Genomic DNA, 26,236 nt, shown 5'->3' on the forward strand with positions numbered 1-26,236 from the left:
GAAGTAATCGCGGGGCTCGGTCGTTCCCCTCACATGGCCCATCACCACAGCACCCCCGAGACCGACGCCGCCCGGAACAGCGACACCGGCGGCAGCTACACCCGCGCGAAGTCCGAGCAGGAGTGGCGCGAGCAGCTCAGCCGTGAGGAGTACCACGTGCTCCGCGAGGCCGGCACCGAACGGCCCTTCGTCGGTGAGTACACCGACACCACCACCGAGGGCGTCTACGCCTGCCGCGCGTGCGGCGAGGAGCTCTTCCGCAGCGAGACCAAGTTCGAGACGCACTGCGGGTGGCCGAGCTTCTACTCCCCGCTCGCCGAGGACCGGGTGCAGTACATCCAGGACGACTCGCTGGGGCGGACCCGGACCGAGGTGCGCTGCGCCTCCTGCGGCTCGCACCTGGGTCACGTCTTCGAGGGCGAGGGCTACGACACCCCCACCGACCAGCGGTTCTGCATGAACAGCATCGCGATGACGCTCACGCCGAAGGCCTGAGCGCAGGTCACCCCTGGGCAGGGGCCTGCTGCGCCAGCCGGGTCGCCACCACGTCGCGGCGCAGGGCGTGGCGCAGCAGGAACGCCCGCTCGTCCCGGCGGGTGCGCCGCAGCCAGGTGGTGACCTCGACGTTGCCCTTGCTCGCGTTGCAGGACGCGCACGCCGGGACCACGTTGTCCAGCGTGTACCGCCCGCCGCGCGAGACCGGGAGCAGGCAGTCCTTCTGCAGCGCCCCCTCGTGCCCGCAGTAGGCGCAGCCTCCCCACACCTCGCGCAGCAGCTGCCACTGCTCCGAGGTGAGGTCCTGCACCTGCGCCGCCAGGCGTCGGGCACGCCGACGGGCATACCGGGCGGAGCGGGCGCGGGTGGGCACCTGCCCAGGCTAGGGCAGCGAGGCCACCAGCTCCTGGACGCTCACCCGCGGCCCGGTGAAGAAGGGCACCTCCTCGCGGACGTGCAGCCGCGCGCGGGTGTCGCGCAGGTCGCGCATGAGGTCCACGATCCGGTGCAGCTCGTCCGCCTCGAACGCGAGCAGCCACTCGTAGTCGCCGAGGGCGAAGCTGCTGATCGTGTTGGCCAGCACGTCCTTGTAGTCGCGGGCCGCCTCCCCGTGCTCGCGCAGCAGGGTGCGGCGCTCGGTCTCGTCCATCAGGTACCACTCGTAGGAGCGGACGAACGGGTAGACGCAGAGGTAGTGCTTCGGGTCGTTCCCGGACATGAACGCCGGCACGTGCCCACGGTTGAACTCCGCGGGCCGGTGCAGACCGACGTTGGACCAGACGGGCTCCAGGTGCTGGCCCAGGTGGGTCTGCCGGAAGCGCTGGTATGCCCGCTGCACGGTCTCCACGTGCTCGGCGTGCCACCAGATGAGCAGGTCGGCGTCGGCCCGCAGCGCGGACACGTCGTAGACGCCGCGGACGACCAGCCCATCGGCCTGCAGCTCGGACAGCAGGGTCTCGACCTCCTCGACCATCCCGGCCCGGGCGTCGGCCGGCAACGGCGCGGCGGCGCGGAAGACCGAGTAGGCGGCGTAGCGGATCGAGGCGTTGATCTCCTCGGCCTGCTCCTGCGTGGGGTGGGTGAAGTCAGCCATACCTCTCATTGTGCGGGGTGCAGGTCGGCGACCGACCGGCGGGCCGAGGCGATGCAGGCGGGCACCCCCACCCCGTCGTAGACCGCGCCGCACACGGCCAGCCCGGGCACCGTCGCCAGGGCGGCGCGGACGCCGGCGACCAGGTCGAGGTGGCCGACGGCATACTGCGGCAGGGCCCCGCCCCAGCGCTGCACCTGGTGCGTCACCGGGGTCGGCAACGCGCTGCCGCGGACCGGCGCGAGGGCGTCCCCCAGGTCGGCCAAGCAGGCCCGGGCCAGCTCGTCGTCGTCGCGCTGCAGGGCCGCCTCCTCCCGGTGCCGGCCGACCGACGCACGCAGCAGGGTGAGGCCGTCGCCGGCACCGAGCTCGCGCACCCAGGCCCACTTGTTGGCGCTGAAGGTGGCGGCCTTGGCGACCCGACCCTCGACCGGTGGCACCAGGAAGCCGGAGCCGGGGATCTCCCCCAGCTCGGCGCTGCGGAAGGCGAAGGTGACCACGGCCATTGAGGCCGTCTCCACCTGGCCCAGCAGCCGGGCCGCGTCCGGGGCCAGGGTGCCCAGCAGCCGGGCGGCCGGGGCCGCGGGCAGCGCGAGGACCACCTCGTCGGCCCGGTATGCCGTCGGCGCGGGCCGGGGCCCGGTCACCACCTCGAAGCCCCCGTCGGGCAGCCGGCGCAGCTCGCGGGCCAGGGCGCCGGTGACGACCCGCACACCACGACCTTCCAGCACCTCGGCGAGGCGTGCCGGCAGCAGGTGCAACCCGCCGGCCAGGCTGGCGAAGACGGGTGCGGCGGACCGGGTCTGGGTGCCGTCGTCGGGGTTCGGCAGCAGCTGCGCCGCGGCGTCCTGCAGGCGTCGCCCCTGCTGGGCGGCGGTCAGCATCGCCGGCAACGCGGCCCGCGCCGAGATCAGCGAGGCGTGACCGGCATACACGCCCCCGAGCAGGGGCTCCAGCAGCCGCTGCGTCACCGCCGGCCCCAGGCGGTCGGTGACCAGGTCACCGACCGAGACGTCGTCGGACTCCAGCGGGTCGGGGCGCTCGGCAGCGGCCCGGCGGACCTCGTCGCCGGTGAGGAGCCCGCGCAGCCCGCCCGGGTCGGCGGGGACGCCCATCAGGGTCCGGCGCGGCAACGGGTGCAGCTCGTCCCGGCTCCAGACCTGGGCGCCGGCCGCGGTCGGGTGCACCAGGAGATCGCTCAGCCCCGCCCGGTGCATCAGGTCGACCGCCTCGGGGCGGCGGGCGAGCACCGCCTCGGCACCCACGTCGACGCGCAGCCCGGCGACGTCCTCACCGCGCAGCTTCCCGCCGACCCGGTCCGCCCCCTCGAGCACGGTCACCGACCGGGTGGGGTCCGCGTCCAGGAGGGCCTCGGCGGCCGCGAGACCGCTGATGCCGCCACCGATGACCAGTGCGAATGTCATCCCACCAGCGTCTCATCCTGGCGGCGGGCACCGACGGCCCGCCCGTCCGGCATCGTGACGCGATCGTGACCGGTGGCCCGGAACGTCCCGGTCCGTGCCCGCCGTCGCACCCCCGTCACCGTGGACGACCCGCGGTCGAGGGAGAGGACGGACCATGAGGACGAGGATGATCGCCGGGATGCTGGCGGGGGTGCTGGTGCTGGCCGGGTGCAGCAGCGACACCGGGGGTGGGGACCAGGCCGAGTCGGTGGGTGCCGGTGCGGACAGCGCCGGGGCGGACGACTCCGGCTCCGCAGGTGAGGACATGGGTGCTGAGGACGCTGGTGGTGAGGACGCCGGTGGGGGCGAGGACGGCTCCTCGGGTGACGAGGCCGCCGGCGTGGGATCCGTCGACGCGGCCTCCCTGGAGACGACCGGGCCGCTGATGGTGCGCAGCGTCGAGCTGGACCTCGTGGTCGACGACGTCGGGGCGGCCGTCACCCGCGCCCGGGCCACCGCGGTGGGACTCGGCGGCTGGGTCTCCAGCGAGGACGTCCGCCCCGGCGGCGGGTCCGACGTCGGGGCGGACTCCGGCGGTTCCCGCGGCGGCTACGGCTCGATGGTGCTGCGGGTGCCCTCGGAGGACCTGGACGCGGCGGTGACCAGCCTCGAGGAGCTCGGCGAGGTGCAGGCCAGTCGGAGCAGCGCCCAGGACGTCACCACGGAGTACCGGGACGTCGAGGCACGGGTCGCCACCCTGGAGGCCGGTGCCGAGCGGCTGCGCGAGCTGGTCGCCGAGGCCCCCTCGGTGGAGGCGGTCGCCAGCCTGGAGAGCGAGCTCGCGCAGCGGGAGTCCGACCTGGACGCGCTCAAGGCGCGGCTGAAGGTGCTCTCCGAGGACGTGTCCCGCTCCACCATCACGCTGCACCTGGCGCAGCAGGGCGAGGACCTCGGCGAGACCCGCCCGGACACCGGCTTCGTCGCCGGCCTGGGGCGCGGCTGGGACGCGTTCACCGGCTCGGTGAGCCTCGTCCTCACCGCCACCGGAGCCCTGCTGCCCTTCCTCGCGCTGGCCGCGCTGCTGGGGCTGCCGGTCCTGTGGTGGCGCCGCCGGTCAGCGCGCTGAGACCTCGTGCACCAGCTCGACCACCCTGGTCAGCACCTCCGGGTCGGTGTCGGGCAGCACCCCGTGACCGAGGTTGAAGAGGTGGCCCGGCGCCGCCCGGCCCTCCTCGACGATCTCGGTCACCCGGGCCGACAGGGCCTCCCAGGGCGCGAAGAGCAGCGCGGGGTCCAGGTTGCCCTGCAGGGCATACCGGCCGCCGGTGCGTGCCAGGGCGTCGGTGAGGCTGACCCGGTAGTCCACCCCGATGACGTCCGCGCCCGCGTCCGCCATCTGCGGCAGCAGCTCGCCGGTGCCGACCCCGAAGTGGATGCGGGGGACACCGAGATCGGCCACCCCCTCCAGCACGGTGCGGCTGTGCGGCTCGACGTGCCGCAGGTAGTCGGCCCGGGACAGGTGCCCCGCCCAGGAGTCGAAGAGCTGGACGGCGCTCGCCCCCGCCTCCGCCTGCACCCGCAGGAAGGTGAGCGAGATCTGCGCGAGCCGGGCGCACAGGTCGCTCCACAGCTGGGGGTCACCGTGCATCAGCGCCTTGGTGCGCTCATGGTTCTTCGACGGGCCGCCCTCGACCAGGTAGGAGGCCAGCGTGAACGGCGCGCCGGCGAACCCGATCAACGGGGTGGCGCCGAGCTCGGCGACCAGCAGCCGGACCGACTCGGTGATGTCCGGGACGTGCTCGGGAGTCAGCTCGGGCAACCGGTCGAGGTCGGCACGGGTGCGGATCGGCTCGGCGATGACCGGGCCGGTGCCGGCCACGATGTCGAGGTCGACGCCCACCGCCATCAGCGGCACCACGATGTCGCTGAAGAAGATGGCGGCGTCCGTGCGGTGCCGGCGCACCGGCTGCAGGGTGATCTCGGTGACCAGCTCGGGCGTCCGGCAGGCGGTGAGCATGGCGACGTCCTTGCGCAGCTCCCGGTACTCGGGCAACGAACGGCCGGCCTGCCGCATGAACCAGACCGGGGTGTGCGGGACGGGCTGCCGGCGGGCGGCACGCACCAGCACGCTGTCGGCGGGGGATGTGCTGGGGTCGGTGGCGGGCGTCGCGGAAGGCTGTGGGCTCACGTGCCGATTCTCCCACGTGCACAATGCTCGCCCGGTCGGAGCAGAACGCTCGCCCGGTCGGAACACAACGCTCGCCCGGTCGGTCAGGGGTGACGGTCCAGGGCGGCGACGAGGACCGGGCCGACGAGGGCACGTTGCCAGGGGCGGGCCCCGAGCTCGGCGGTCATCGCCAGCACCCCCTCCAGGCTGCGGTCCTCCGGAGGCCGCCACAGCACCCGGCGCACCGTGTCAGGGGTCATCAGGTTCTCCACCGGGATGTCCAGCTGCTCGGAGAGCGCCGCCAGCTCAGCCCGGACCAGGGTCAGCCGGTCGGCGGCGTCCGGGTCGCGCTCGGGCCAGGCCCGGGGCGGCGGCGTCGCGTCCCCGCGGCGGGTCGGCTCCGGCAGCTCGTCCTCCGGCATCTCGGCCGCGGTGCGTATCGCCGCCAGCCACGTCTTCTGGTGCCGCAGCAGCCCCTGCTCGGCACGGCGCTGCCGGCTGCGCGAGCGTTCCTGCTGCTCGGAGGCCAGCCCGGTGGCCTGGGTGGGCATCCGTTGGGCCAGGTCGACCAGGGTGGCGTCCGGGAGCACCCGACCGGTGGACACGTCCCGCTCGCGGGCGATGCCGTCCCGGGCCAGCCACAACTCGCGCAGCGCTCCGAGCGACCGGGGCCTGCGCAGCCGGTGCATCCCGGAGGTGCGCCTCCAGGCGTCCGGGTCGTCGCTGCCGGGCGGGCCGGTGAAGGAGCAGAGCGCGTGGAACTCCTGCTGCGCCCACTCCAGCTTGCCCTGCTCGCGCAGGTCGCGCTCCATCCGGTCCCGCAGGTCCACCAGGAGCTCCACGTCCAGCGCGGCATACCGCAGCCACGGCTCCGGGAGCGGCCGGGTGGACCAGTCCACGGCCGAGTGCTCCTTGGCCAGCGTGATGCCCAGGTAGTACTCGAGGACGGCGGACAGCCCGACCCGTGGCAGACCCGCCAGGCGGGCGCCCAGCTCGGTGTCGAAGAGCGCACGCGGGCGCATCCCGACCTCGACGAGGCACGGGATGTCCTGGGTCGCGGCGTGCAGCACCCACTCGGTCCCGGCCAGCACCTCGTCGAGGTCGGTCAGCCCCTCGAACGGCACCGGGTCGACCAGCCAGGTCCCGGCACCCTCGCGGCGCAGCTGGATGAGGTAGGCACGCTGCCCGTAGCGGTAGCCCGAGGCGCGTTCGGCGTCCACGGCCACCGGCCCCCGCCCGGACCGCAGCGCCGCCAGGCAGTCGGCCAGCGCCTCGGGGGTGTCGACGACGGCAGGGACCCCCTCGTCGGGCACCTCCAGGCGTTCGAAGTCGGCGGAGGGGTCGTCCACCGTCGGCGGCGCAGGGTGCTGGTCGGGACCCGTGCCCATGTCAGCGTCGGACACCGGAGAGCGCCACCACGCCGTCGGGCAGCGGGGGAAGACCGGCCAGCGTGCAGAGCAGGTCGGCCCAGGCGCCGAGATGGGCGGCGAGCTCGCGCGGCTCGTCGCCGGGGGTCAGGACCGGGGTCCAGGAGGCGCGGATCTCCAGCTCGACCGAGGGCTCGCGCTCCGAGAGCGCCCCGAAGCTCTCCGAGGTCACGCAGGTCACGGTGCCGGCCGGAGCCGCCCAGCCGAGCTCGGCCAGCTCCAGCGCATCGGTGAGCCAGGACCACCCGGCCTGCCCGGCGAGCGGGTCGTGGCCCACCTCGGGCTCCATCTGCGCCTTGGCGTAGGTGACCGCGCGCCACGTGCCCTCCCAGGGCTCGGGCCCCTCGGGGTCGTGCAGCACCACGAACCGGCCGGTGGCGATCGGGTCGTCGTCGGACTGGTGCGAGGGCACCACCTCACCGGAGAGGGCCACCGCGTGCGGGGCCAGCCGGGTCGGGGCCGGCACCTCCTCGAGGATCATCTCGGGGCGCACCTGCGCGGCCCGGATCCCCTCCAGGGCGAGCGCGAAGAGCCCCGCCTCGGGCGCGACGGCGCCACCCGCAGGGCTGCGCCGCGGGCGCTGGTCGGAGATCCGGCTTACCACGTCCATCAGCCTAGGTCGCACCACCCCGGCAGACCAGCACCGCAACGCCGGGGGTTCCTGGAAGGAGCCGGTGTCGGCTCCGGTCGAGGTCGTGCACGAGGTGTGTCACGCTGGAGGCGGGCCACCCCGTCCTCAGATTTATCTCATATATGTGATCTACAGTGGACGGATGACCGAGAGCTACCTCTCCCGCATCGGCGGGCTCATCCGTGACGCCCGCCGACACAAGGAACTGACCCAGGCCCAGCTCGCAGAGCTGCTGAGCACCAGCCAGAGCGCCGTGGCGCGGATCGAGCAGGGCAAGCAGAACCTGTCCCTGGAGATGATCGCCCGGATCGGCGAGAAGCTCGACTCCGAGATCGTCCAGGTCTCCTCCGGCGTCCCGCAGAACCTGCGCATCACCGGTGGCGTCAAGCTCTCCGGCGAGATCGACGTGCGCACGTCCAAGAACGCCGCCGTCGCGCTGCTGTGCGCCTCGCTGCTCAACAAGGGCCGCACCACGCTGCGCAACCTGGCGCGGATCGAGGAGGTCAACCGGATCACCGAGGTGCTGACCAGCATCGGCTTCAAGATCCGCTGGCTGCCGGACTCCTCCGACCTGGAGATCGTGCCGCCGGAGAAGATCGACCTCGGCTCCATCGACGAGGCCGCGGCCCGCCGTACCCGGACCATCATCATGTTCCTGGGCCCGCTGCTGCACGAGTTCGACACCTTCGAGCTGCCGTATGCCGGTGGCTGCGACCTCGGCACCCGCACCGTGGAGCCGCACATGATCGCGCTGCGCCACTTCGGCCTGGAGGTCACCGCGACCACGGGCAGCTACAAGGCCGCCGTCGAGGTGGGGTCCGGCCCGAGCAAGCCGATCGTGCTCACCGAGCGTGGCGACACGGTCACCGAGAACGTGCTGCTGGCCGCCGCGCGGCATACCGGCACCACCATCATCCGCAACGCCTCGTCCAACTACATGGTCCAGGACCTGTGCGTCTTCCTGCAGCAGCTCGGGGTGAAGATCGAGGGCCTCGGGACGACCACCCTCAAGGTCACCGGGGTCGCCGAGATCGACACCGACATCGAGTACGCGCCCTCGGAAGACCCGATCGAGGCGATGAGCCTGCTCGCGGCCGCGGTGGTCACCGGCAGCGAGATCACCATCCGCCGGGTGCCGATCGAGTTCATGGAGATCGAGCTCGCGGTGCTGGACACGATGGGCTACGAGTGCGACCTCACGCCGGAGTACCCGAGCGCGAACGGGCATACCCGGCTGGTGGACCTGACCACCAAGCCCGGTCCGCTGAAGGCGCCGCTGGACAAGATCCACCCGCTGCCCTTCCCCGGCCTCAACATCGACAACCTGCCGTTCTTCGCGATCATCGCGGCCTGCGCGCAGGGGTCGACGCTGATCCACGACTGGGTCTACGAGAACCGCGCCATCTACCTCACCGAGCTCACCACTCTGGGCGCCAAGGTGCACCTGATGGACCCGCACCGGGTGATGATCGAGGGACCGACCAAGTGGCGCGCCGGGGAGATCATGTGCCCGCCCGCGCTGCGCCCCGGCGTGGTCATCCTGCTGGCGATGCTGGCCGCGCCCGGGGTCTCCGTGCTGCGCAACGTCTACGTCATCAACCGCGGCTACGAGGACCTGGCCACCCGGCTGAACAACCTGGGCGCCGGGATCCAGACCTTCCGCGACATCTGAGCACCCGCTCCCCGCACCCCGCGATCGTCGTGCAGCCCGAGATCGTCCGCGACGAACGCGGCGGCGCCACCGTCATGCTCGACGGCCACCCGCAGTCCTACGTCGACCTGGACGACCCGGAGCTGCTGGTCTTCGAGTACGTCGAGCAGTTCGCCACGGTGCTGGAGGCCCTGCGCCCGGACCCGGCACCGTTGGCGACCACCCACGTCGGCGGGGCCGGGATGACGCTGGCCCGCTGGATCCACCGGAGGCACCCAGGGTCACCGCAGATCGTGCTGGAGCCGGACACCGCCCTCACCGAGCTGGTCCGGCGGGAGCTGCCGCTCCCGCGCGGGCACCGGATCCGGGTGCGCCCGCAGACCGGCCAGGAGGGGGTGGCCGGTCTGCGCGACGACTCCGCCGAGGTGGTCGTGGTGGACGCCTTCCAGGACGGACAGGTGCCCGGCGAGCTCGCCGGGCAGGCGTGGGCGCGGGAGCTGGCCCGGGTCCTCGCGCCGGGCGGGCTGCTGCTGGTCAACGCCGCCGACCGGCCGGGGCTGCGCTGGGTGGCACGGCTCGGCGCGACCCTGCACACCCAGCTCCCGCACGTCGGGCAGCTGGTGCTGCGCGAGGTCGACAAGGGCAAGCGCTTCGGCAACGTGGTGCTGGTCTGCTCCTCGGCACCGCTGGACGACGTCACCCTGACCCGGACCGCGGCCCGGGCCACCTTCCCGACCCGGTGGCGCCCGGCCGCCGAGGTCACCGCCGCCGCGCGCCGGGCCGGCGTCCAGCCGTTCGGCGAGGTGGGCGAGCCCTCCCCCGCTCCCCCGGACACCGGCCGGCTCGGGCTCCGCTGAGGGCTGCTCCAGGTATGCCGGACATCTGCCGGTCATCACGGCGCAACGCTGCGCAACGGAGCGGCACTACGCTGGTCGGTGTGCGTACCCGCGAGGACATCGACTGCTGGCTCACCGACATGGACGGCGTGCTCGTCCACGAGAACCACCCGCTGCCGGGGGCGCGGGAGCTCATCGACCACTGGAACGACACCCATACCCCCTACCTGGTGCTGACGAACAACTCCATGTTCACGGCGCGCGACCTCGCCGCCCGCCTGCACGCCTCCGGGCTGCCGGTCCCCGAGCACCGGATCTGGACCAGCGCCCTGGCCACGGCGGACTTCCTGGCCGACCAGAAGCCCGGCGGCTCGGTGTACGTGGTCGGTCAGGCCGGGATCATCACCGCCCTGCACGAGGCGGGCTTCACGATGACCGAGCACGAGCCGGACTTCGTCGTCCTCGGCGAGACCCGGCAGTACTCCTTCGAGGCGATCACCACGGCGGTCCGGCTGGTCCGCAACGGGGCCCGCTTCATCGCCACCAACCCGGACGCCACCGGTCCCAGCGCGGACGGCGTGCTGCCGGCGACCGGCGCGATCAGCGCCCTGGTCACCAAGGCCACCGGCCGCGAGCCGTACATCGTCGGCAAGCCGAACCCGATGATGTTCCGGTCCGCGCTGAACAAGATCGGCGCGCACAGCGAGACCACCGGCATGATCGGCGACCGGATGGACACCGACATCATCGCCGGCATGGAGGCCGGGCTGCACACCGTGCTGGTGATGACCGGCATCAGCGACCGCGCGAGCCTGTCGACCTACCCGTTCCGACCGGACGAGATCCTCGAGGGCGTGCACGAGCTCGTCCCGCAGGAGCCCATCACGTCCGTGATCGAGCCCCCGACGACCGAGGTGTAGGGGCTCCCAGCCAGTACGCTCAGGACGTGCGCACGGCATACCTGGACCACCCCGGCCCGATCCCGATGGCCCACCGCGGTTTCGACCGCGGCGGCGCCGGTCTGGAGAACTCGATGGCGGCCTTCCAGGCGGCGGTCGAGCTGGGCTACCGGTACGTCGAGACCGACGTGCACGCCACCCGGGACGGGGTCGTCGTCGCCCTGCACGACGAGACGCTGGACCGGGTCACCGACGCGCACGGCGTGGTCCCCGAGATGTCCTGGCGGGACGTCTCCCGGGCCCGGATCGCCGGGCAGGAGCCGGTGCCCCAGCTGGAGGACCTGCTGGGGTCGTGGCCCGAGCTGCGGGTGAACATCGACATCAAGACCCCCGGGGCGGTGCTGCCGCTGGTGCGGGCCATCGAGCGCACCCGGGCGCACGACCGGGTCTGCGTGGCCAGCTTCTCCGACCCCCGCCGCCGGGCCGCGCTGATGCGTCTCACCCGGCCGGTCGCCACCTCCGCGGGTCAGCGGGCGGTGGCCTCCTTCCGTGCCGCGGCGCAGCTCCCGCCGCTGGTCCGGGCCTCGGTGGGCGCCCGGGCCCTGCGCGGGGTGGACGGGATGCAGGTGCCGCCGGAGCAGTACGGCATCGAGATCGTCAGCGCCACGTCGGTCGCGGCGGCGCACGAGATCGGCAAGTTCGTGCACGTGTGGACCATCGACGACCCGCAGGAGATGCACCGGCTGCTGGACCTCGGGGTGGACGGGATCATGACCGACCGCGCGGACGTGCTCAAGGACGTGCTCGTCCAGCGCGGTCAGTGGTTCCCCTGACCTAGTAGGTGTCGCGCTGGTAGCGCTTGCCGTCGCGCAGCGCGGACAGGTAGTCCTCGGCCGCGTCGGCGTCCATCCGGCCGTGCTCGGCGACGACCTCGACCAGGGCGGCGTGCACGTCCTTGGCCATCCGGGTGGCGTCCCCGCAGACGTAGAGGTGCGCACCGCGTTCCAGCCAGTCGAAGACCTCACGGCCGTGCTGGGTGATCCGGTGCTGGACGTAGACCTTCTCGGCCTGGTCCCGGCTGAAGGCGACGTCCATCCGGGTCAGCAGCCCGGACTTCAGGTAGCCCTGCATCTCGACCTGGTAGAGGAAGTCCTGGGTGAAGTGCGGGTTGCCGAAGATCAGCCAGTTGTCGCCGTCCGCACCGAGCGCGTCCCGCTCCTGGAGGAAGGCGCGGAAGGGCGCGATGCCGGTCCCCGGACCGACCATGATGACCGGCACCGACGGGTCCTGCGGCAGCCGGAAGTGGTCCCCGGCCTCGACGTAGACCTTGACCCGGTCCCCCTCCTGGGAGCGACGCACGTGCCCCGAGCACCCGCCCAGGTGGTCCCGGCCGAAGCCCTGCCACTCGACGACGCCGACCGTGAGGTGCACCTCGTCCTCCACCTCCTGCTGGCTGGAGGCGATCGAGTACAGCCGCGGCTGCATCTTGCGCAGGGCGTCGACGAGCTGCTGCGCCCCGAGCCGGGCGGGGTGCTCGTGCACGATGTCGTAGATCTGGCGCTCCTCCAGGAAGGTGCGCAGCGCCGCCTTGTCCTGCGCCAGCTCCGCCAGGGTCGGGAGGGCGGCCGCCTCGGCATACCGCTGCACGAAGCCGGGGTAGGACTGGGTGAGCTCCAGGTCCTCGAGCAGCACCTCGCGCAGGGCTTCGGTGCTCTCGCCGAGGGTGACCTCCTCGGTCCCGTCCAGGCCCAGGACCTCGAGCAGGGCGTCGACGGCCTCCGGGTCGTTGCGGAAGAACACCCCGAGGGAGTCGCCGGGCCGGTAGGTCAGCCCCGACCCCTCCAGCGAGATCTCGACGTGCCGCACGTCCTTGGTGCTCATCCGCCCGGTGATCTTCTGCACCTCACCGATCTCGGCGAGGAACGGGCTGCGGCGCGAGTATGCCGTCGGTGCCGCCGCGAGCCCGGGCATCTGGACCACGGTGCCGCCGGCGGGGGTGACGGCGTTCAGCTCGGGCTCGAAGACGTCCAGGGTCGCCTCCACCCACCCGGCCACGTGGTCCTCGTGGTCCACGTCCAGCAGCAGGCGCTCGGCGACGACGCTCGCGCCGAGGGCACGCAGCCGGTCCTCGAAGTCGACGGCCGCCTGGCAGTAGAACTCGTAGCTGGAGTCGCCCAGTCCCAGGACGGTCACCTGGGTGCCGGACAGGTCCGGGGCCTTCTTCGAGGCCAGGAAGCGGTGCAGCTTCTCGGCGCTCTCCGGCGGGTCGCCCTCGCCATGGGTGGAGACGACGACCGTGAGGAACGTCTCCGACTTGAGCTGGGTGGGCTTGTAATCGGCCATGTCGGTGACGGACACGGTGAGGCCGCGGGCCCGGGCGGCCTCGGCGAGGTCGTTCGCCACGTGCTTGGCGTTGCCGGTCTGCGAGCCGTAGAGGACGGTGAGGGTGGCCCCCTCGGTCGACGACGTGGCGGTGGGACCGGGCAGCTGGGCCCCCTCGGTGCTGCCGGCGAGGTAGCCGCTCAGCCAGACCTTCTGCAGGGGCGTCAGCGTGGAGGCCAGCTCGACGAAGCGCTGGTGCTGCTCGGGCGACAGCGGGCTGGCGGTCTCCAGCAGCTGGGACGTGGTGGTCGTCATGCTCACCCCTGCTCCACGTGCAGGCCGCACTCACGGACGAGGCCGAAGAAGCGCGAGCCCTCGGCGTCCAGGTCGTCTCCGGGGCGCCGGGTGGTGTGCGTGTCGCCGATGCTGACGTAGCCCTCGTGGAAGAGCGGGTGGTAGGGCAGGTCGTGCTCGGTGAGGTAGCGGTGCACGTCGCGGTTGCTCCAGTCGACGATGGGGTGGACCTTGACCCTGCCGTTCTGCTTCTCCACCGGCTGCCGGTCCGCGCGACCGGTGGACTGCTCACGGCGCAGCCCGCTGAACCAGGTGCTGATCCCGAGCTCGTTCATCGCGCGCTGCATCGGCTCGACCTTGTTGATCCGGTTGTACTCGGTGATGCCCTCGGCGCCGTGCTCCCAGAGCCGGCCGAACCTGGCCTCCTGCCAGGCCGGGGAGAGCTCGGAGCGGTAGACGTGCAGGTTGAGACCCAGACGGTCGGTGAGCTCGTCGATGAAGCGGTACGTCTCCGGGAAGAGGTAGCCGGTGTCGAAGAGCAGCACCGGCAGGTCCGGCACGGTCCGCGTCATCAGGTGCAGCATGACGGCCGACTGGACGCCGAAGCTGGAGGTCACGGCATACCCTCCGGGCAGGTGCTGCAGGGCCCAGTCGATGCGGTCCTGCGCGCTGCGGTCCTCGAGCCCGGACGCGGCGGCCTCGAGGTCGTGCGGCAGCAGCGGGAGCGTGGTGCAGACGCCGTCGTTGCGGGCGAGAGCGCTCATGGGGTGTCCTCTCGGCTGGTCATGCGTAGAAGTCGGTGGCGGAGACCGTGACCTTGGCCACGACCCCGGTGCGGATGAGGAAGTCGCCGAAGCCCTCGCCGTCCTCGCGGCCGGCGACCCAGGCGCCGATGAGGTGGTCCAGCTCCTCGAGGATCACCTCGGGGCTGACGTTCTCCCGGTAGAGCTTCGGCACCCGGGTGCCGATGCGGTCCCCGCCGAGGTGGAGGTTGTACTTCCCGGGGCCCTTGCCGACGAGCCCGACCTCGGCGAGCATCGCGCGCGAGCAGCCGTTGGGGCAGCCGGCGACCCGGAGCACGATGTGCTCGTCCGGAATCCCGTGCTTGACGAGCAGCTGCTCGACCTGGGCCACGAAGCCGGGCAGGAAGCGCTCGGACTCGGCCATCGCCAGCGGGCAGGTGGGGAAGGACACGCAGGCCATGGAGTTGCGCAGCTGCGAGGTCGTGGCCTCGTCGATGAGGCCGTGCTCGCGGGCGATCTTTTCGATCGTGCGCTTCTGCGCGGCCGGCACCGCCGCGACGACGAGGTTCTGGTTGGCGGTCAGCCGGAAGTGGCCCCGGTGGACCTCGGCGATCTTGCGCAGCCCGGTCTTGATCGGCCTGTCCTCCTCGTCGCGGATGCGCCCGTTGAGGATGAACAGGGTGAGGTGCCAGGTGCCGTCCTGCCCCTTGACCCAGCCGAACCGGTCGCCCCTCGAGGTGAAGGCGTAGGGACGGGAGGGCTCGAAGGTCGCGCCCGCGCGACGCTCGACCTCGGCCTTGAAGACGTCGGAGCCGACCCGGTCCAGGGTGTACTTCGTCTTGGCGTTCTTGCGGTTGACCCGGTTGCCCCAGTCGCGCTGCACGGTGACGACGTGCTCGGCCACGGCCAGGGTGTCCTCCAGCGGGATGAACCCGAAGTCGTCCGCCGTCCGGGGGTAGGTGCTGGTGTCGCCGTGGGTCATCGCGAGCCCGCCGCCGACGAGGACGTTCCAGCCCACGAGCTCGCCGTCCTCGACGATCCCCACGAAGTTGAGGTCGTTGGCGTTGACGTCGACCTCGTTGTCGGGCGGCAGGGACACCGTCGTCTTGAACTTGCGCGGCAGGTAGGTCTCGCCCAGCACCGGCTCCTGGGTGGTGCGGGCCAGCTCGTGGTCGAGGAAGATCTCCACGTAGGCCTTGGTCCGCGGCAGCAGGTGCTCGGAGATCCGGGTGGACCACTCGTGGACCTCGGCGTGCAGCTGCGACTCCAGCGGGTTGCTGGAGCAGAGCACGTTGCGGTTGACGTCGCCGGCGGTGGCGATGGAGTCGATCCCGACGGCGTTGATCGCCTGGTGGGTGTCCTTGATGTCCGGCTTGAACACCCCGTGGAACTGGAAGGTCTGGCGGGTCGTCAGCCGGACCGAGCCGTAGAGCGTGTGCTTCTCGGCCCAGTCCTCGACGGCCAGCCACTGCTCGGGGGTCATCACCCCGCCGGGCACGCGGGCCCGGACCATGACGTTGATGAGCGGCTCGAGCTTCTGCTGGGCGCGCTCGGCGCGGATGTCCCGGTCGTCCTGCTGGTACATCCCGTGGAAGCGGATCAGCTGGAAGTTGTCCGGGCCGAAGCCGCCGGTGATCTGGTCCTGCAGGTCCTCGGCGATCGTCCCGCGCAGGTAGTTGCTCTCCCGCTTCAGGCGCTCGTTGTCGGACAGCTGACCGTCGACGATCAGCGGGCCGTCCTGCTGGCTCTGGGGCATGGCGTGCGTGACTTTCGCTCGGGTCGTGGTGGTCGTCGCGGCGGGCACCGTGGTGCTGACGTGCCTGCGCCAGGGTAAGCGATCATTATGGTTTCCCCTATTCCACGGCATGGGTATGACATAGGCCACACTGCGTCCCACGGCGTCCCGGGCGCACCCGCCCGCCGGGCCCTGTCAGGGGACGTTGGCCTCCAGCTCGGCCAGCCAGACCCGGGCGTTCGCGTCCGAGGGGGCACGCCAGTCACCGCGCGGGGACAGCGCACCGCCGGAGGAGACCTTGGGCCCGTTCGGCAGCGCCGACCTCTTGAACTGCGAGAAGGCGAAGAAGCGCTGCAGGAACAGCTCCAGCCACCGGCGGATGGTGGCCAGGTCGTAGGCGTTGCGCCCTTCTTCCGGGAAGCCGGGGGGCCAGGGGCCCCGGTCCGCGTCGTGCCACGCGTGCCAGGCCAGGAACGCGACCCGGCTGGGCGGCATACCGAACCGGATCACGTGGTGCAGGGTAAAGTCCTGGAGCTCGTAGGGCCCGATCTTGTCCTGGGTGGACTGCACCTGCCCGTCTTCCCCCGCCGGGACCAGCTCGGGGGTGATCTCGGTGTCCAGGATGGAGGTCAGCACCCGGCCGGCGCGCCCGTCGAAGAGGCCCTCGCCGACGACCCAGCGGATGACGTGCTGGATCAGCGTCTTGGCCAGCCCGGAGTTCACCGTGTAGTGCGACATCTGGTCGCCGACCCCGTAGGTGCACCAGCCCAGCGCCAGCTCGGACAGGTCACCGGTGCCGAGCACGATGCCGCCGCGCTGGTTCGCCGCGCGGAAGAGGAAGTCGGTGCGCAGGCCGGCCTGGACGTTCTCGAAGGTGACGTCGTAGAGCGGCTCACCGTCGGCGAACGGGTGGTCCAGGTCGTGCAGCATCTGCCGGGCCATCGGCGTGATGTCCACCTCCTGGAAGGTGACGCCCAGCGAGGCGGCCAGCTCGACGGCGTTGCCCTTGGTGTGGTCGCTGGTCGCGAACCCGGGCAGGGTGAAGGCCAGGATGTCGGTGCGCGGCCGCCCCGCCCGGTCCATCGCGCGGGCCGCCACCAGCAGCGCGTGCGTCGAGTCGAGCCCGCCGGAGATGCCGATGACGACCTTCGGGTCACCGATCTGCGCGAGCCGCTGGTTGAGGGCGCTCACCTGGATGCTGAAGGTCTCGTAGCAGTCCTGGGCCAGCAGCTCGGGGTCGTCCGGGACGAACGGGAACCGGTCGACCACCCGGCGCAGGCCGATGTCGGTGCGCGGCGGGTCCAGGGTCAGCTCGACGGTGCGGAACCTGCCCACCCGGTCGGCCAGCGCCAGCGCGTTGTCGTCGAAGGAGCCCTGCCGGGCCCGGTCCGCCCGGATCCGCATCAGGTCCACGTCGGCGACCGCCCGGTGCGCCCCCTGGGCGAAACGCTCCGACTCCACCAGCAGCCGACCCAGCTCGTGGATCATCGTCTGCCCGTCCCAGGACAGGTCGGTCGAGGACTCCCCCTCCCCCGCGGCCGCGTAGGCGTAGGCGCACAACATCCGCGAGCTCGCCCCGGCGCACAGCGCGTGCCGCTCCGCCGACCGGCCCACCGTGATCGGGCTGCCGGAGAGGTTGGCCACCAGGGTGGCACCGGCCAGCGTCGCCTCGGCCGAGGGCGGCACCGGCACCCACAGGTCCTCGCAGACCTCGACGTGCAGCACCAGCCCCGGGACGTCGGTAACCCGGAAGAGGAGGTCGGGGCCGAACGGGACGTCCACCACGTCGTTCCGCTGCTCCATCCCCCCCACCTCCCCCACCGAGCGTCGCGAATGGTTGCCCTCAGCCCCACCGGGCGTCGCGAATGGTTGCCCCTGGCCCGACCGGGCGTCGCCCGTGGTTGCCTCGGGCCGCCGGAGCCGGATCGTCTGGCCGTCGGTGCCGACCCCCGGCGCGAAGTGCCTCTTCTCGTAGAACTCGCGGTAGTTGGGCAGGTATGACTTCGGCGCGACCCCGAGGATCTCGCCCCGGTGCACCACCACCGCGCAGTTGTAGACACGGTTGCGGTGGCGCAGCGGCGCACCGACCACGATGAGCGGGCTGAGCTCCGCGCTGGCCGTGGCCAGGTCCCACAGCGCCTGCTCGGTGGCGTCGAGGACGGCGTCCTGCAGGAGCAGGTCGTCCAGGGCATACCCGGTGATCCCCAGCTCGGGGAAGATCGCGACCGCGACGCCCTCGCCGTCGCACTCGCGCACCTGGTCCAGGGTGCGGGCGAGGTTGGTGGCCGGGTCGGCGATCGCCACCGGGAGGGTGCAGGTGGCGACGCGGGCGAACCCCTGGTCGTAGGCGCTGAAGAAGTCCACGGGGCCAGTGTGTCAGGAGGCCACCATCGGCGACGCTCGGTCGAGGTGAGGGCAACCATTCGCGACGTCCGGTGGGACTGAGAGCAACCACGGGCGGCGCTCGATGGGATCTACTAGATGTGGGGTTACATCCGTGTCATTCGCATGTATATAGTGGGTCACGCAGCTGGTTCGGCCGGTGCGACCCTCGGGTCGTGGTGGTCGTCGTAAGAGGGAACCCGGTGAGAACCCGGGACTGCCCCGCAGCGGTGAACGGGAACGACCGTCGCACCACGGCACTGCACCCCCGGGTGTGGGAAGCCGCGACCAGTAGGAAGCCGGGAGGGATCTCGGCCGGCCCGTGAGTCCGAAGACCTGCCAGTGCACGGGTGTCCAGAAGGCATCCGTGGCTCGTGACCTCGTGGGAAGGTCTGGGGCCCGGCGACGGCATACCCGCCACGCTCCCCCCGTCAGTCCCCTGGTCCCGAGCTGCGACGAGCAGTTCGAGTTCACGAGGGGTGAGCCGATGGTCAGCACCACTGTCATCAAGCGCGACGGGAGCCGCGCGGACTACGACGGCGCGGAGATCGCGCGGTCGATCGAGAGCGCGGCCCGGGGGTTGGACGACGCCGTCCTGCGCAGCACCCAGCTGCAGTCCGAGCTGGAGATCACCCTCTTCGACGGCATCACCAGCGAGCAGCTGGACCAGTCCGTGATCCAGGTCGCGCTGCAGAACGTCAAGGACGACCCGGCCTACGACATGATCGCGGCCCGGCTGCTCGTCAAGACCATGTACAAGGCGGTCTTCGGGGACACCCGCGACCTGCTCGGCGAGGACGACCCTGAGGTCATCCGGGCCAAGCACCGCCAGTACTTCCCCGGCTTCGTGCACCGCGGCGTCCGCTCCGGGCTGCTCGACCCGCGGCTGGCCGAGCTCTTCGACCTCGACGCCCTCGCCACCGCGCTGGACCCCGCCCGGGACGACCTGCTGCGGTACATCGGCGCCCAGACCCTGCGCACCCGGTATGCCCTCAACGACGCCGACCCGGCGCGCACCGTCCTGGAGACGCCGCAGTTCTTCTGGATGCGCGTCGCCATGGGCCTCTCGCTCACCGAGGCGGACCCGACCGCGGCGGCGCTCGCGTTCTACGACGCGATGTCCCGGCTGGAGTACCTGGCGGCCGGCTCGACCCTGGTCAACGCCGGCACCGCCTACAGCCAGCTCTCCAACTGCTTCGTGATGCAGATGGAGGACGACATCGAGCACATCGGCAAGAGCGTGCGCGACGTCATGTGGTTGACCAAGGGCACCGGCGGCATCGGCATGTCGGTCAGCAAGCTGCGCAGCGAGGGCAGCCCGATCCGGTCCAACAACACCACCTCGACCGGTCCGATCCCGTTCATGCACACCATCGACTCCACGCTGCGGGCGATCAGCCGGGGCGGCAAGAAGTTCGGTGCGCTGTGCTTCTACATGGAGAACTGGCACCTCGACTTCGCCCAGTTCCTGGACCTGCGGCAGAACTCCGGCGACCCCTACCGCCGCACCCGCACCGCCAACACCGCGGTCTGGATCAGCGACGAGTTCATGAAGCGCGTGCAGGCCGACGATGAGTGGTACCTCTTCGACCCGCTCACCACCCCCGACCTGGTCGAGCTGACCGGCGCCGCCTTCTCCGCCCGGTATGCCCACTACGTCACCGAGGCACGGGCCGGTCGGCTGCGGCACAAGAAGGTGCGCGCCCGCGAGCAGTGGCGGGCCATCCTCATCTCCCTGCAGACCACCAGCCACCCGTGGCTGACCTGGAAGGACTCGGTGAACACCCGGGCGCTGAACCACAACACCGGGACCATCCACTCCTCCAACCTGTGCACCGAGATCACCCTGCCGCAGGACCGGGACAACGTCTCCGTCTGCAACCTGGCCTCGATCAACCTCTCCCGGCACGTGCACGGGCGGCACAGCACCGGTGAGGTCACCATCGACTGGGACCGGCTGGCCCACTCGGCCCGCCTCGCGGTCCGCCAGCTGGACAACCTGATCGACATCACCATCAGCTCGGTGCCGGAGTCGGAGCGTTCCAACGAGCTCAACCGGGCCCTGGGTCTCGGTGTCATGGGCTTCACCGACGTGGTGGAGCGGTTCGGCCTGTCCTACGAGTCGAGCGAGGCCTACGACCTCATCGACTCCCTGGTCGAGTTCGTCTCGTGGCACGCGATCGACGCCAGCGCGGACCTGGCCCGCGAGCGTGGGGCCTACCCGAACTTCGCCGGCTCGCGGTGGAGCGAAGGGATGGTCCCGGTCGACTCGCTGGACCTGCTGGAGGCCGACCGCGGGCTCACCGTGGAGGTGGACCGGCGCAGCGAGATGGACTGGGACGTGCTGCGGGAGAAGGTGGCCGGTGGCATCCGCAACTCCACCCTGATGGCCATCGCCCCCACCGCCTCCATCGGCCTGGTGGCCGGCACCACCCCGGGCCTGGACCCGCAGTTCAGCCAGATCTTCAGCCGCGCCACCAGCGCCGGCAAGTTCCTCGAGGTGAACCGCAACCTGGTCGCCGACCTGGCCGAGCGCGGCCTCTGGGAGGACCTGCGCGAGGACCTGCTGCGCCACCAGGGCGACCTGTCCAAGGTCGAGGGTGCCCCCGCGGACCTGCAGGAGATCTACCGGACCAGCTTCCAGCTCTCCCCGTACGCCTTCCTGCACGTGGCGGCCCGGGCGCAGAAGTGGATCGACCAGGCCATCAGCCGCAACATCTACCTGGCCAGCCGGGACGTCGGTGGGATGCAGGAGTTGTACTCCGCGGCCTGGCGGATGGGCGTGAAGACGACCTACTACCTGCACATGATGCCCCGGCACACCGCCGAGCAGTCGACGGTCAAGGTCAACAAGGCGGCCCAGCCCGCGTCCTCCTCCACTGCCGCGTCCTCCGGCGGGTCCTCCGTCGGCTCCGGCTCGTCGGGACCGCGACGCGGGTTCGGCGCGGTAGCCGGATCTCAGGCTGCGACGAGCCCGACGAGCCCGACGAGCGCACCGGTGCGACGCGGGTTCGGCGCGGCGACCGCGACCGCCGCCCCCACGCATACCCCGGAGCGGATCGCCCCCGAGCCCCCGCCGCAGGCCGAGGAGCTCCCCCTGGTGGACGAGGTCGACGGGCAGGCGTGCCCGATCGACCCGATGGAGCGCCTGCAGTGCGACTCCTGCCAGTGACCACCCCCTTCCCGACCGTCTGAGAGAAGTACACCGATGACCACCGACACACCCGTCAGCACCAGCAACACCGGGACCGCGACCGAGAGCACGACCACGACGACGACCGGGATCCTCGGGACCGGCATCCGGGAGGGTCTGCTGCTCAAGCCCGTCACCTACCCCTGGGCGATGGAGCTCTACGACCAGGCGGTGGCCAACACCTGGTTCCCGAACGAGGTGCAGCTGGGTGAGGACCTGGCCGACTTCGAGCGGATGAGCGACGACGAGCGGCACGCACTGACCTTCCTGATGAGCTACTTCAACCCCAACGAGCTGCTCGTCAACAAGGCGCTCGCGTTCGGCGTCTACCCCTATGTGAACGCCGCCGAGTGCCACCTCTACCTGGCGAAGCAGATGTGGGAGGAGGCCAACCACTGCATGAGCTTCGAGTACGTGCTGGAGACCTTCCCCATCGACCGGGAGAAGGCCTACAACAGCCACGTCGAGGTGCCGTCGATGGCGGCCAAGGAGGAGTTCGAGGTCGCCTTCATCCGGCGGATGACCGAGCAGACGCTGGACATCAGCACGACCGAGGGCAAGCAGGACTTCGTCCGGAACCTGGTCGCCTACAACGTCATCCTGGAGGGGATCTGGTTCTACTCCGGCTTCATGGTCGCGCTGAGCTTCCGGCAGCGGAACCTGCTGCGCAACTTCGGCTCGCTGATCGACTGGATCGTCCGGGACGAGAGCCTGCACCTGAAGTTCGGGATCAACCTCATCCTCACCGTGCTCGAGGAGAACCCGGACGTCGCGACGCCGGAGTTCGCCGCCGAGATCCGGCAGATGGTGCTGGACGCCGTCGAGATGGAGGAGGCCTACAACCGGGACATGCTCCCGAACGGCATCCTCGGCCTGAACGCGGACTACATCAACACCTACGTCCGCTACCTGGCCGACCGCCGGTTGGAGGAGCTGGGCTTCGAGCCGGAGTACGGCGTGGCTAACCCGGCGAAGTGGATGGCGGCCGCGAACGACACGCTGCAGCTGGTGAACTTCTTCGAGTCGATCAACACCTCCTACGAGGTCAACGCCCGCGCCGACTCCTGAGGGCCGCCGATGTCCTGCGTGACCTTCCTGACGGACGAGCAGCGGCGACGGCTGGCGCTGGGAGCCGCAGACACCGCACCGGTGTCGACCTTCCGCTCACCGCCGGTGACCGCGTCGGTGCGGCGCCGGGTCGCTGCGCTTGCCCGCGACCCCCGACCGGGGATCCGGGCCAGCGCGGCGGCGCACCCGCACGCGCCGCCCGAGGTGCTGCATACCCTGGCGCAGGACGAGGAGGTATGCGTGCGGGTGGCGCTGGCGCGCAACGCCTGGGCACCCCACGCTGTGCTGGCGGTGCTCGCGGTGGACCCGGTCCCGTCGGTCCGTCAGTGGGTCGCGGTGCACGAGCGGGCCGGTGTCGAGCTCCGCGACCGGCTCGGGGCGGACCCTGACCCACAGGTGCGGGCCGTGGTCGGGTGGGTGCACGCCGCGACGTCCGGATAGGCACTTCGGGACGCCCGGTCGGGCAGTTCGAGACGCCCGGTCGGGCAACTGGGGACGCCCGGTCGGGCAGTTCGAGACGCCCGGTCAGGTGCAGCCGGTGAACTCCCACAGCGAGGCGCTGCCGCCCTCGTCGACCTTGGTCCAGGCCGGGCCCTCGACGGGGTCGAGGTTGCGCAGGCCGGGGGTGGTCTCCTCCCACTTGGCGTTGAGGTCGTCGTCGAAGGTGAGGGAGTCGGCGTACACATGGGTCACGCCCAACGCCCGCACCGCCTCGCACACCTCCGGGTCGCTCGGCCACCGCTCGAAGCCCTGCTCCAGCACCGTCCGTTCGGGGCTGCCCGGGATGGGGCTCAGCTGGGGGAAGACGACGTCCACGCCGGCCCGGTGCAGCAGGTAGGGGGAACCGGCGACGGCCTCCCCCAGCACCACCGCGTCCTCGGGCAGCGTCTGTCCCGCACGGTCGATCATGTCGATCTCCGCCGGCTCCAGGATGCTGCCCCAGGCGATCGGGTAGGTCGTGTAGGTGGAGGCCATCACCTGCACCTGGCTGGTCCAGCGGAGCCCGGAGGTGAGCACCACCAGGGCCACCACCAGCACGGCGGCGGCCGCGGTCACCGGCACCCGGAAGGTGCGTGCCGCCCTGTCGGCCAGCCAGCCGCCCGCCCCGGCGGCGAGCATGATCGCCGGGATGAGCAGCAGCTGGTTGATCCGGGACGGCTGGGTGTACCAGAACCCGGCCAGTGCCCGCAGCGGCTGCTCCGCGGGTCCGGCCGCGAGCAGCGTCAGCGCCACCGCCGCCAGCAGCGACACGATCAGCCACCGGGCGTGCCGCCAGCGCAGCGCCAGGGCGATGCCCAGCCACACCAGCAGGGTGCCGACCAGGTTCACCGAGGTGACCTCGTAGACGTACACCAACGGGTGGTCGATGAGCAGCGACCCGAGGCCCGGCAGGTAGGAGTCCTGGCCGCCCCGCTCGTAGTCCAGGATCGAGAGCACCGGCGGGAACGTCAGCAGGAACACCGCCAGCCCGACGGCCCCACCCGCCAGCAGCAGACCGACACCCCAGGCCCACCACGGACGGCCGAGCCGGGCCTGCCGCCGCAGCTGGCGCACGGTGAGCACCGCCAGCAGCGGCAGCGCCAGCAGCGCCAGCGAGAAGAGGCCGGACGGGTGCGCCAGGACCACCCCGAGCAGCGCCCAGGCCAGCCCGATCCCGAGGGCCACGTGCATCCGCCAGCTCAGCACGCCGCGCAGGGTGGCGATGAGCAGCGCGATCGTTCCGGGCAGGCCGGCCGTCGACAGCGCGAACGGCCACACCGCCAGCATCGACACCGCGATCGCCGGGAAGGTCACGAAGCCGGCCGCCAGCACCGGCACCAGGATCGAGGGTAGCGCCCGGGCCGGCCAGACCACCCGGGCCAGCGCGATCAGGCCGGCGACCCAGATGACGCACCCGATCACCAGCGAGGAGGCGTTCGCCGCCTCGGTCACCCCGTCGAACCCGGGCGCCACCGCCACCAGCGAGTGCCACACCGCGGGGTAGAAGGGCGCCACGGTGTCCGCGTACATCGGGGACAGCCCGCCGAGGGAGCTGGCGTTCCCGGTCTCCCGCACGAACCAGAGCGCGTTCAGGTGGAAGACCGCGTCCCAGGCCTGCGGCGGCTGGTCGGCCCGGCCCATCCCGGTCATCATCGCCGCGGCCAGGGTCCCCCCGCCGACCACCCAGGTCAGGGCCAACCACGCCCGTTCGGTATGCCGCAGCCGCCGCTCCCCGGCGACCGTCACCCCGGCCGGGGCCCAGGTGGTGCGCAGGGCCGCGCCGATCCCGGCCGCGACGGCCGCCGCCAGGACGGCCCCGACGACGAAGGTCAGCAGGCTCCAGCGCAGACCCACGAGGTCGTAGCCGATGGCCAGCACCCCGGCCAGGCCGGTGGTGACGGCCGGCCCCGCGCCGAGGGCGAGCAGCCCGCGGACCCCGAGCAGCCGCAGCACGGCATACCCCGGCAGCACCCAGAGCAGCGCCAGCCCCGCGATGCCGGGCGTCACCGACGCCCAGCCGACCCCCTCACTCATACGGTGTAGCTCTCGCCCCCGCCGATCGTCAGGCGGGGCACACCGGTGAAGCGGGCGGCGTCGGTGATGCGCCGACCGTCGAGCAGCACCCGCAGACCGGGCAGGTCGTCGGCGGACAGCTGCGCGTACTCCGGGTGGTCCGCCTGGACGATCGCCACGTCGACCGGCTCACCGGACCGTCCGGGCGTCCAGCGGTAGGGCTCCCAGCCGAAGGCGGACAGCTCGGCGTCGGTGTACATCGGGTCGTGCACCAGCACCTGCGCACCGCGCGAGCGCAACGCCTCGACGGTTCCGAAGATCCCGGAGAAGGCGGTCTCCTTCACCCGGCCGCGGTAGGAGGCCCCGAGCACCACCACCCGCAGCTCGCGCAGCGAGCCGAGCAGCGTCTCGGCGCGGGCGACCGCGTACTCCGGCATCGCGGCGTTGGCCTCACGGGCGGTGCGGACCACGGTGGCGTCCGGGTCGGTGGACAGGTAGAGGCGGGGGTAGACGGGGATGCAGTGGCCCCCGACGGCGATGCCCGGGTGGTGGATGTGGCTGTAGGGCTGGGAGTTGCAGGCCTCGATGACCCGGTGCACGTCGATGCCGGCGCCGTCGGCGAAGCGGGCGAACTGGTTGGCCAGCCCGATGTTCACGTCCCGGTAGGTGGTCTCGGCCAGCTTGGCCATCTCCGCGGCCTCGGCGCTGCCCATGTCCCAGACCCCGTTCGGGCGCGGCAGGTCGTCCCGCTCGTCGAAGGAGAGGACGGAGCAATAGAAGTCCATGGCCCGCTCGGTGCCGACCTCGCTCAGGCCGCCGACGAGCTTGGGGTAGCGGCGCAGGTCGGCGAAGACCCGGCCGGTGAGGACCCGCTCGGGCGAGAACACGAGGTCGAAGTCGCTGCCCTCGACGAGCCCGCTGATCTGTTCGATCATCGGCTTCCAGCGGCGTCGGGTGGTGCCCACCGGCAGCGTCGTCTCGTAGGAGATGAGGGTGCGCGAGCCCGGGATCAGGTGCGCGGCGAGGCTGCGGGTGGCGGCGTCCATCCAGCCGAAGTCGGGCTGCCCGGTGGCCTCGTCGACGAAGAGCGGCACCACCAGCACCACCGCGTCCGCGCCGGGGATGGCGTCGGCGTAGTCGGTGGTGGCCCGCAGCCGCCCGGCCGGGACCAGCTCGGCCAGCTTCTCGGCCAGGTGGTCCTCGCCGGGGAAGGGCTCGGTGCCGGCGTTCACGGCCTCGACCGTCGCGGCGTTGACGTCGACCCCGACGACCTCGTGGCGGGGGTCGGCGTCGGCGAACTGGACCGCCAGCGGCAGTCCGATCTTGCCCAGGGCAACGACCGCGATCTTCATCGGTGGGATGTCCGTCCTCGAGTGGGGGTGACGTGCCTGCTCAGGATACGTCGCC

At 71.8% G+C, this 26,236-nt stretch carries 21 protein-coding genes and 1 riboswitch; of the genes, 9 read left to right on the forward strand and 12 right to left on the reverse strand.

Features of this window, described 5'->3' with window-relative positions; all coding sequences use genetic code 11:
* Positions 1-33 precede the first annotated feature (33 nt).
* Positions 34-495, forward strand: coding sequence for a peptide-methionine (R)-S-oxide reductase MsrB (msrB, locus tag ACI3EY_RS07215; protein ID WP_405039932.1), 462 nt, complete (start codon positions 34-36; stop codon positions 493-495).
* A gap of 7 nt (positions 496-502) precedes the next feature.
* Here the strand turns inward: msrB and ACI3EY_RS07220 are convergent, their stop codons facing one another.
* Genes ACI3EY_RS07220 through hemG form a run of 3 tightly spaced genes read right to left on the reverse strand, consistent with a single transcriptional unit; the run spans position 503 to position 3,009 of the window.
* Entirely contained in the window at positions 503-868 is a 366-nt protein-coding gene (locus ACI3EY_RS07220) for an HNH endonuclease (RefSeq protein ID WP_405039933.1), read from the reverse strand.
* A 9-nt stretch (positions 869-877) separates the two neighbouring features.
* The gene (gene hemQ / locus ACI3EY_RS07225) at positions 878-1,588 is read right to left on the reverse strand and encodes a hydrogen peroxide-dependent heme synthase (RefSeq protein WP_405039934.1); all 711 of its coding nucleotides are present in this window, start codon (positions 1,586-1,588) and stop codon (positions 878-880) included.
* 5 nt (positions 1,589-1,593) lie between these two features.
* The gene (hemG, locus tag ACI3EY_RS07230) at positions 1,594-3,009 is read right to left on the reverse strand and encodes a protoporphyrinogen oxidase (protein ID WP_405039935.1); all 1,416 of its coding nucleotides are present in this window, start codon (positions 3,007-3,009) and stop codon (positions 1,594-1,596) included.
* A 154-nt stretch (positions 3,010-3,163) separates the two neighbouring features.
* Here hemG and ACI3EY_RS07235 point away from each other — a divergent pair, with 154 nt between their 5' ends.
* Entirely contained in the window at positions 3,164-4,114 is a 951-nt protein-coding gene (locus ACI3EY_RS07235) for a DUF4349 domain-containing protein (RefSeq protein ID WP_405039936.1), read from the forward strand.
* On the opposite strand, the gene hemE is transcribed toward ACI3EY_RS07235, so the two are convergent.
* The 3 genes from hemE to ACI3EY_RS07250 form a co-directional block, all read right to left on the reverse strand.
* Positions 4,103-5,176 carry a uroporphyrinogen decarboxylase gene (gene hemE, locus ACI3EY_RS07240; protein WP_405038132.1) on the reverse strand — a complete coding sequence of 358 codons (1,074 nt, stop codon included), beginning with the start codon at positions 5,174-5,176 and terminating at the stop codon, positions 4,103-4,105. The two genes, ACI3EY_RS07235 and hemE, sit on opposite strands and share 12 nt — an antisense overlap.
* A gap of 83 nt (positions 5,177-5,259) precedes the next feature.
* Positions 5,260-6,504 (reverse strand): ribonuclease D, encoded by a 1,245-nt coding sequence (locus ACI3EY_RS07245; protein ID WP_405039937.1) that lies wholly within the window; start codon positions 6,502-6,504, stop codon positions 5,260-5,262.
* A 40-nt stretch (positions 6,505-6,544) separates the two neighbouring features.
* A complete protein-coding gene (locus ACI3EY_RS07250) occupies positions 6,545-7,186 on the reverse strand; it encodes a DUF3000 domain-containing protein (protein WP_405039938.1) in 642 nt (213 codons plus the stop codon).
* Between the two features lie 169 nt (positions 7,187-7,355).
* Between ACI3EY_RS07250 and ACI3EY_RS07255 the strand changes: the two genes are divergently transcribed.
* The 4 genes from ACI3EY_RS07255 to ACI3EY_RS07270 all read left to right on the forward strand — a co-directional run bounded on the left by ACI3EY_RS07255 (position 7,356) and on the right by ACI3EY_RS07270 (position 11,432).
* Complete coding sequence (locus tag ACI3EY_RS07255; RefSeq protein ID WP_405038129.1) at positions 7,356-8,885, forward strand: helix-turn-helix domain-containing protein; 1,530 nt, start codon at positions 7,356-7,358, stop codon at positions 8,883-8,885.
* Positions 8,886-8,914: 29 nt separating this feature from the next.
* Positions 8,915-9,721 (forward strand): spermidine synthase, encoded by an 807-nt coding sequence (locus ACI3EY_RS07260; protein ID WP_405039939.1) that lies wholly within the window; start codon positions 8,915-8,917, stop codon positions 9,719-9,721.
* Positions 9,722-9,801: 80 nt separating this feature from the next.
* Positions 9,802-10,620, forward strand: a complete 819-nt coding sequence (locus tag ACI3EY_RS07265) for an HAD-IIA family hydrolase (RefSeq protein WP_405038127.1) — start codon at positions 9,802-9,804, stop codon at positions 10,618-10,620.
* 26 nt (positions 10,621-10,646) lie between these two features.
* Positions 10,647-11,432, forward strand: coding sequence for a glycerophosphodiester phosphodiesterase (locus ACI3EY_RS07270; protein ID WP_405039940.1), 786 nt, complete (start codon positions 10,647-10,649; stop codon positions 11,430-11,432).
* A 1-nt stretch (position 11,433) separates the two neighbouring features.
* Here the strand turns inward: ACI3EY_RS07270 and ACI3EY_RS07275 are convergent, their stop codons facing one another.
* From ACI3EY_RS07275 to ACI3EY_RS07290, 4 genes are all read right to left on the reverse strand, one after another.
* Positions 11,434-13,236, reverse strand: a complete 1,803-nt coding sequence (locus tag ACI3EY_RS07275; RefSeq protein WP_405039941.1) for an assimilatory sulfite reductase (NADPH) flavoprotein subunit — start codon at positions 13,234-13,236, stop codon at positions 11,434-11,436.
* Positions 13,237-13,238: 2 nt separating this feature from the next.
* Positions 13,239-13,979, reverse strand: a complete 741-nt coding sequence (locus ACI3EY_RS07280; protein ID WP_405038124.1) for a phosphoadenylyl-sulfate reductase — start codon at positions 13,977-13,979, stop codon at positions 13,239-13,241.
* Positions 13,980-13,998: 19 nt separating this feature from the next.
* Positions 13,999-15,714: an assimilatory sulfite reductase (NADPH) hemoprotein subunit gene (cysI, locus tag ACI3EY_RS07285; protein WP_405039942.1), complete on the reverse strand. Its 1,716-nt coding sequence runs from the start codon at positions 15,712-15,714 to the stop codon at positions 13,999-14,001.
* 174 nt (positions 15,715-15,888) lie between these two features.
* Positions 15,889-18,057, reverse strand: a complete 2,169-nt coding sequence (locus ACI3EY_RS07290) for an NAD(+) synthase (RefSeq protein ID WP_405039943.1) — start codon at positions 18,055-18,057, stop codon at positions 15,889-15,891.
* Positions 18,058-18,206: 149 nt separating this feature from the next.
* Positions 18,207-18,433, forward strand: a riboswitch (cobalamin riboswitch).
* Between the two features lie 129 nt (positions 18,434-18,562).
* On the opposite strand from ACI3EY_RS07290, the gene ACI3EY_RS07295 reads away from it, so the two are divergent.
* The 3 genes from ACI3EY_RS07295 to ACI3EY_RS07305 are packed head-to-tail and all read left to right on the forward strand — an operon-like array spanning position 18,563 to position 22,777.
* Complete coding sequence (locus ACI3EY_RS07295) at positions 18,563-21,247, forward strand: ribonucleoside-diphosphate reductase subunit alpha (protein WP_405039944.1); 2,685 nt, start codon at positions 18,563-18,565, stop codon at positions 21,245-21,247.
* A gap of 36 nt (positions 21,248-21,283) precedes the next feature.
* Positions 21,284-22,336 (forward strand): ribonucleotide-diphosphate reductase subunit beta, encoded by a 1,053-nt coding sequence (locus tag ACI3EY_RS07300; protein ID WP_405039945.1) that lies wholly within the window; start codon positions 21,284-21,286, stop codon positions 22,334-22,336.
* 18 nt (positions 22,337-22,354) lie between these two features.
* Positions 22,355-22,777, forward strand: a complete 423-nt coding sequence (locus ACI3EY_RS07305) for a hypothetical protein (RefSeq protein ID WP_405039946.1) — start codon at positions 22,355-22,357, stop codon at positions 22,775-22,777.
* 84 nt (positions 22,778-22,861) lie between these two features.
* On the opposite strand, the gene ACI3EY_RS07310 is transcribed toward ACI3EY_RS07305, so the two are convergent.
* Both ACI3EY_RS07310 and ACI3EY_RS07315 read right to left on the reverse strand, forming a co-directional pair.
* Complete coding sequence (locus ACI3EY_RS07310; RefSeq protein WP_405039947.1) at positions 22,862-24,850, reverse strand: DUF6541 family protein; 1,989 nt, start codon at positions 24,848-24,850, stop codon at positions 22,862-22,864.
* A complete protein-coding gene (locus ACI3EY_RS07315) occupies positions 24,847-26,181 on the reverse strand; it encodes a nucleotide sugar dehydrogenase (RefSeq protein WP_405039948.1) in 1,335 nt (444 codons plus the stop codon). Before ACI3EY_RS07315 ends, ACI3EY_RS07310 begins: the two co-directional genes overlap by 4 nt.
* Positions 26,182-26,236 lie beyond the last annotated feature (55 nt).

The sequence above is a fragment of the Serinicoccus shuyuelongi genome, from assembly GCF_045032955.1.
Classification (GTDB): Bacteria; Actinomycetota; Actinomycetes; order Actinomycetales; family Dermatophilaceae; genus Ornithinicoccus.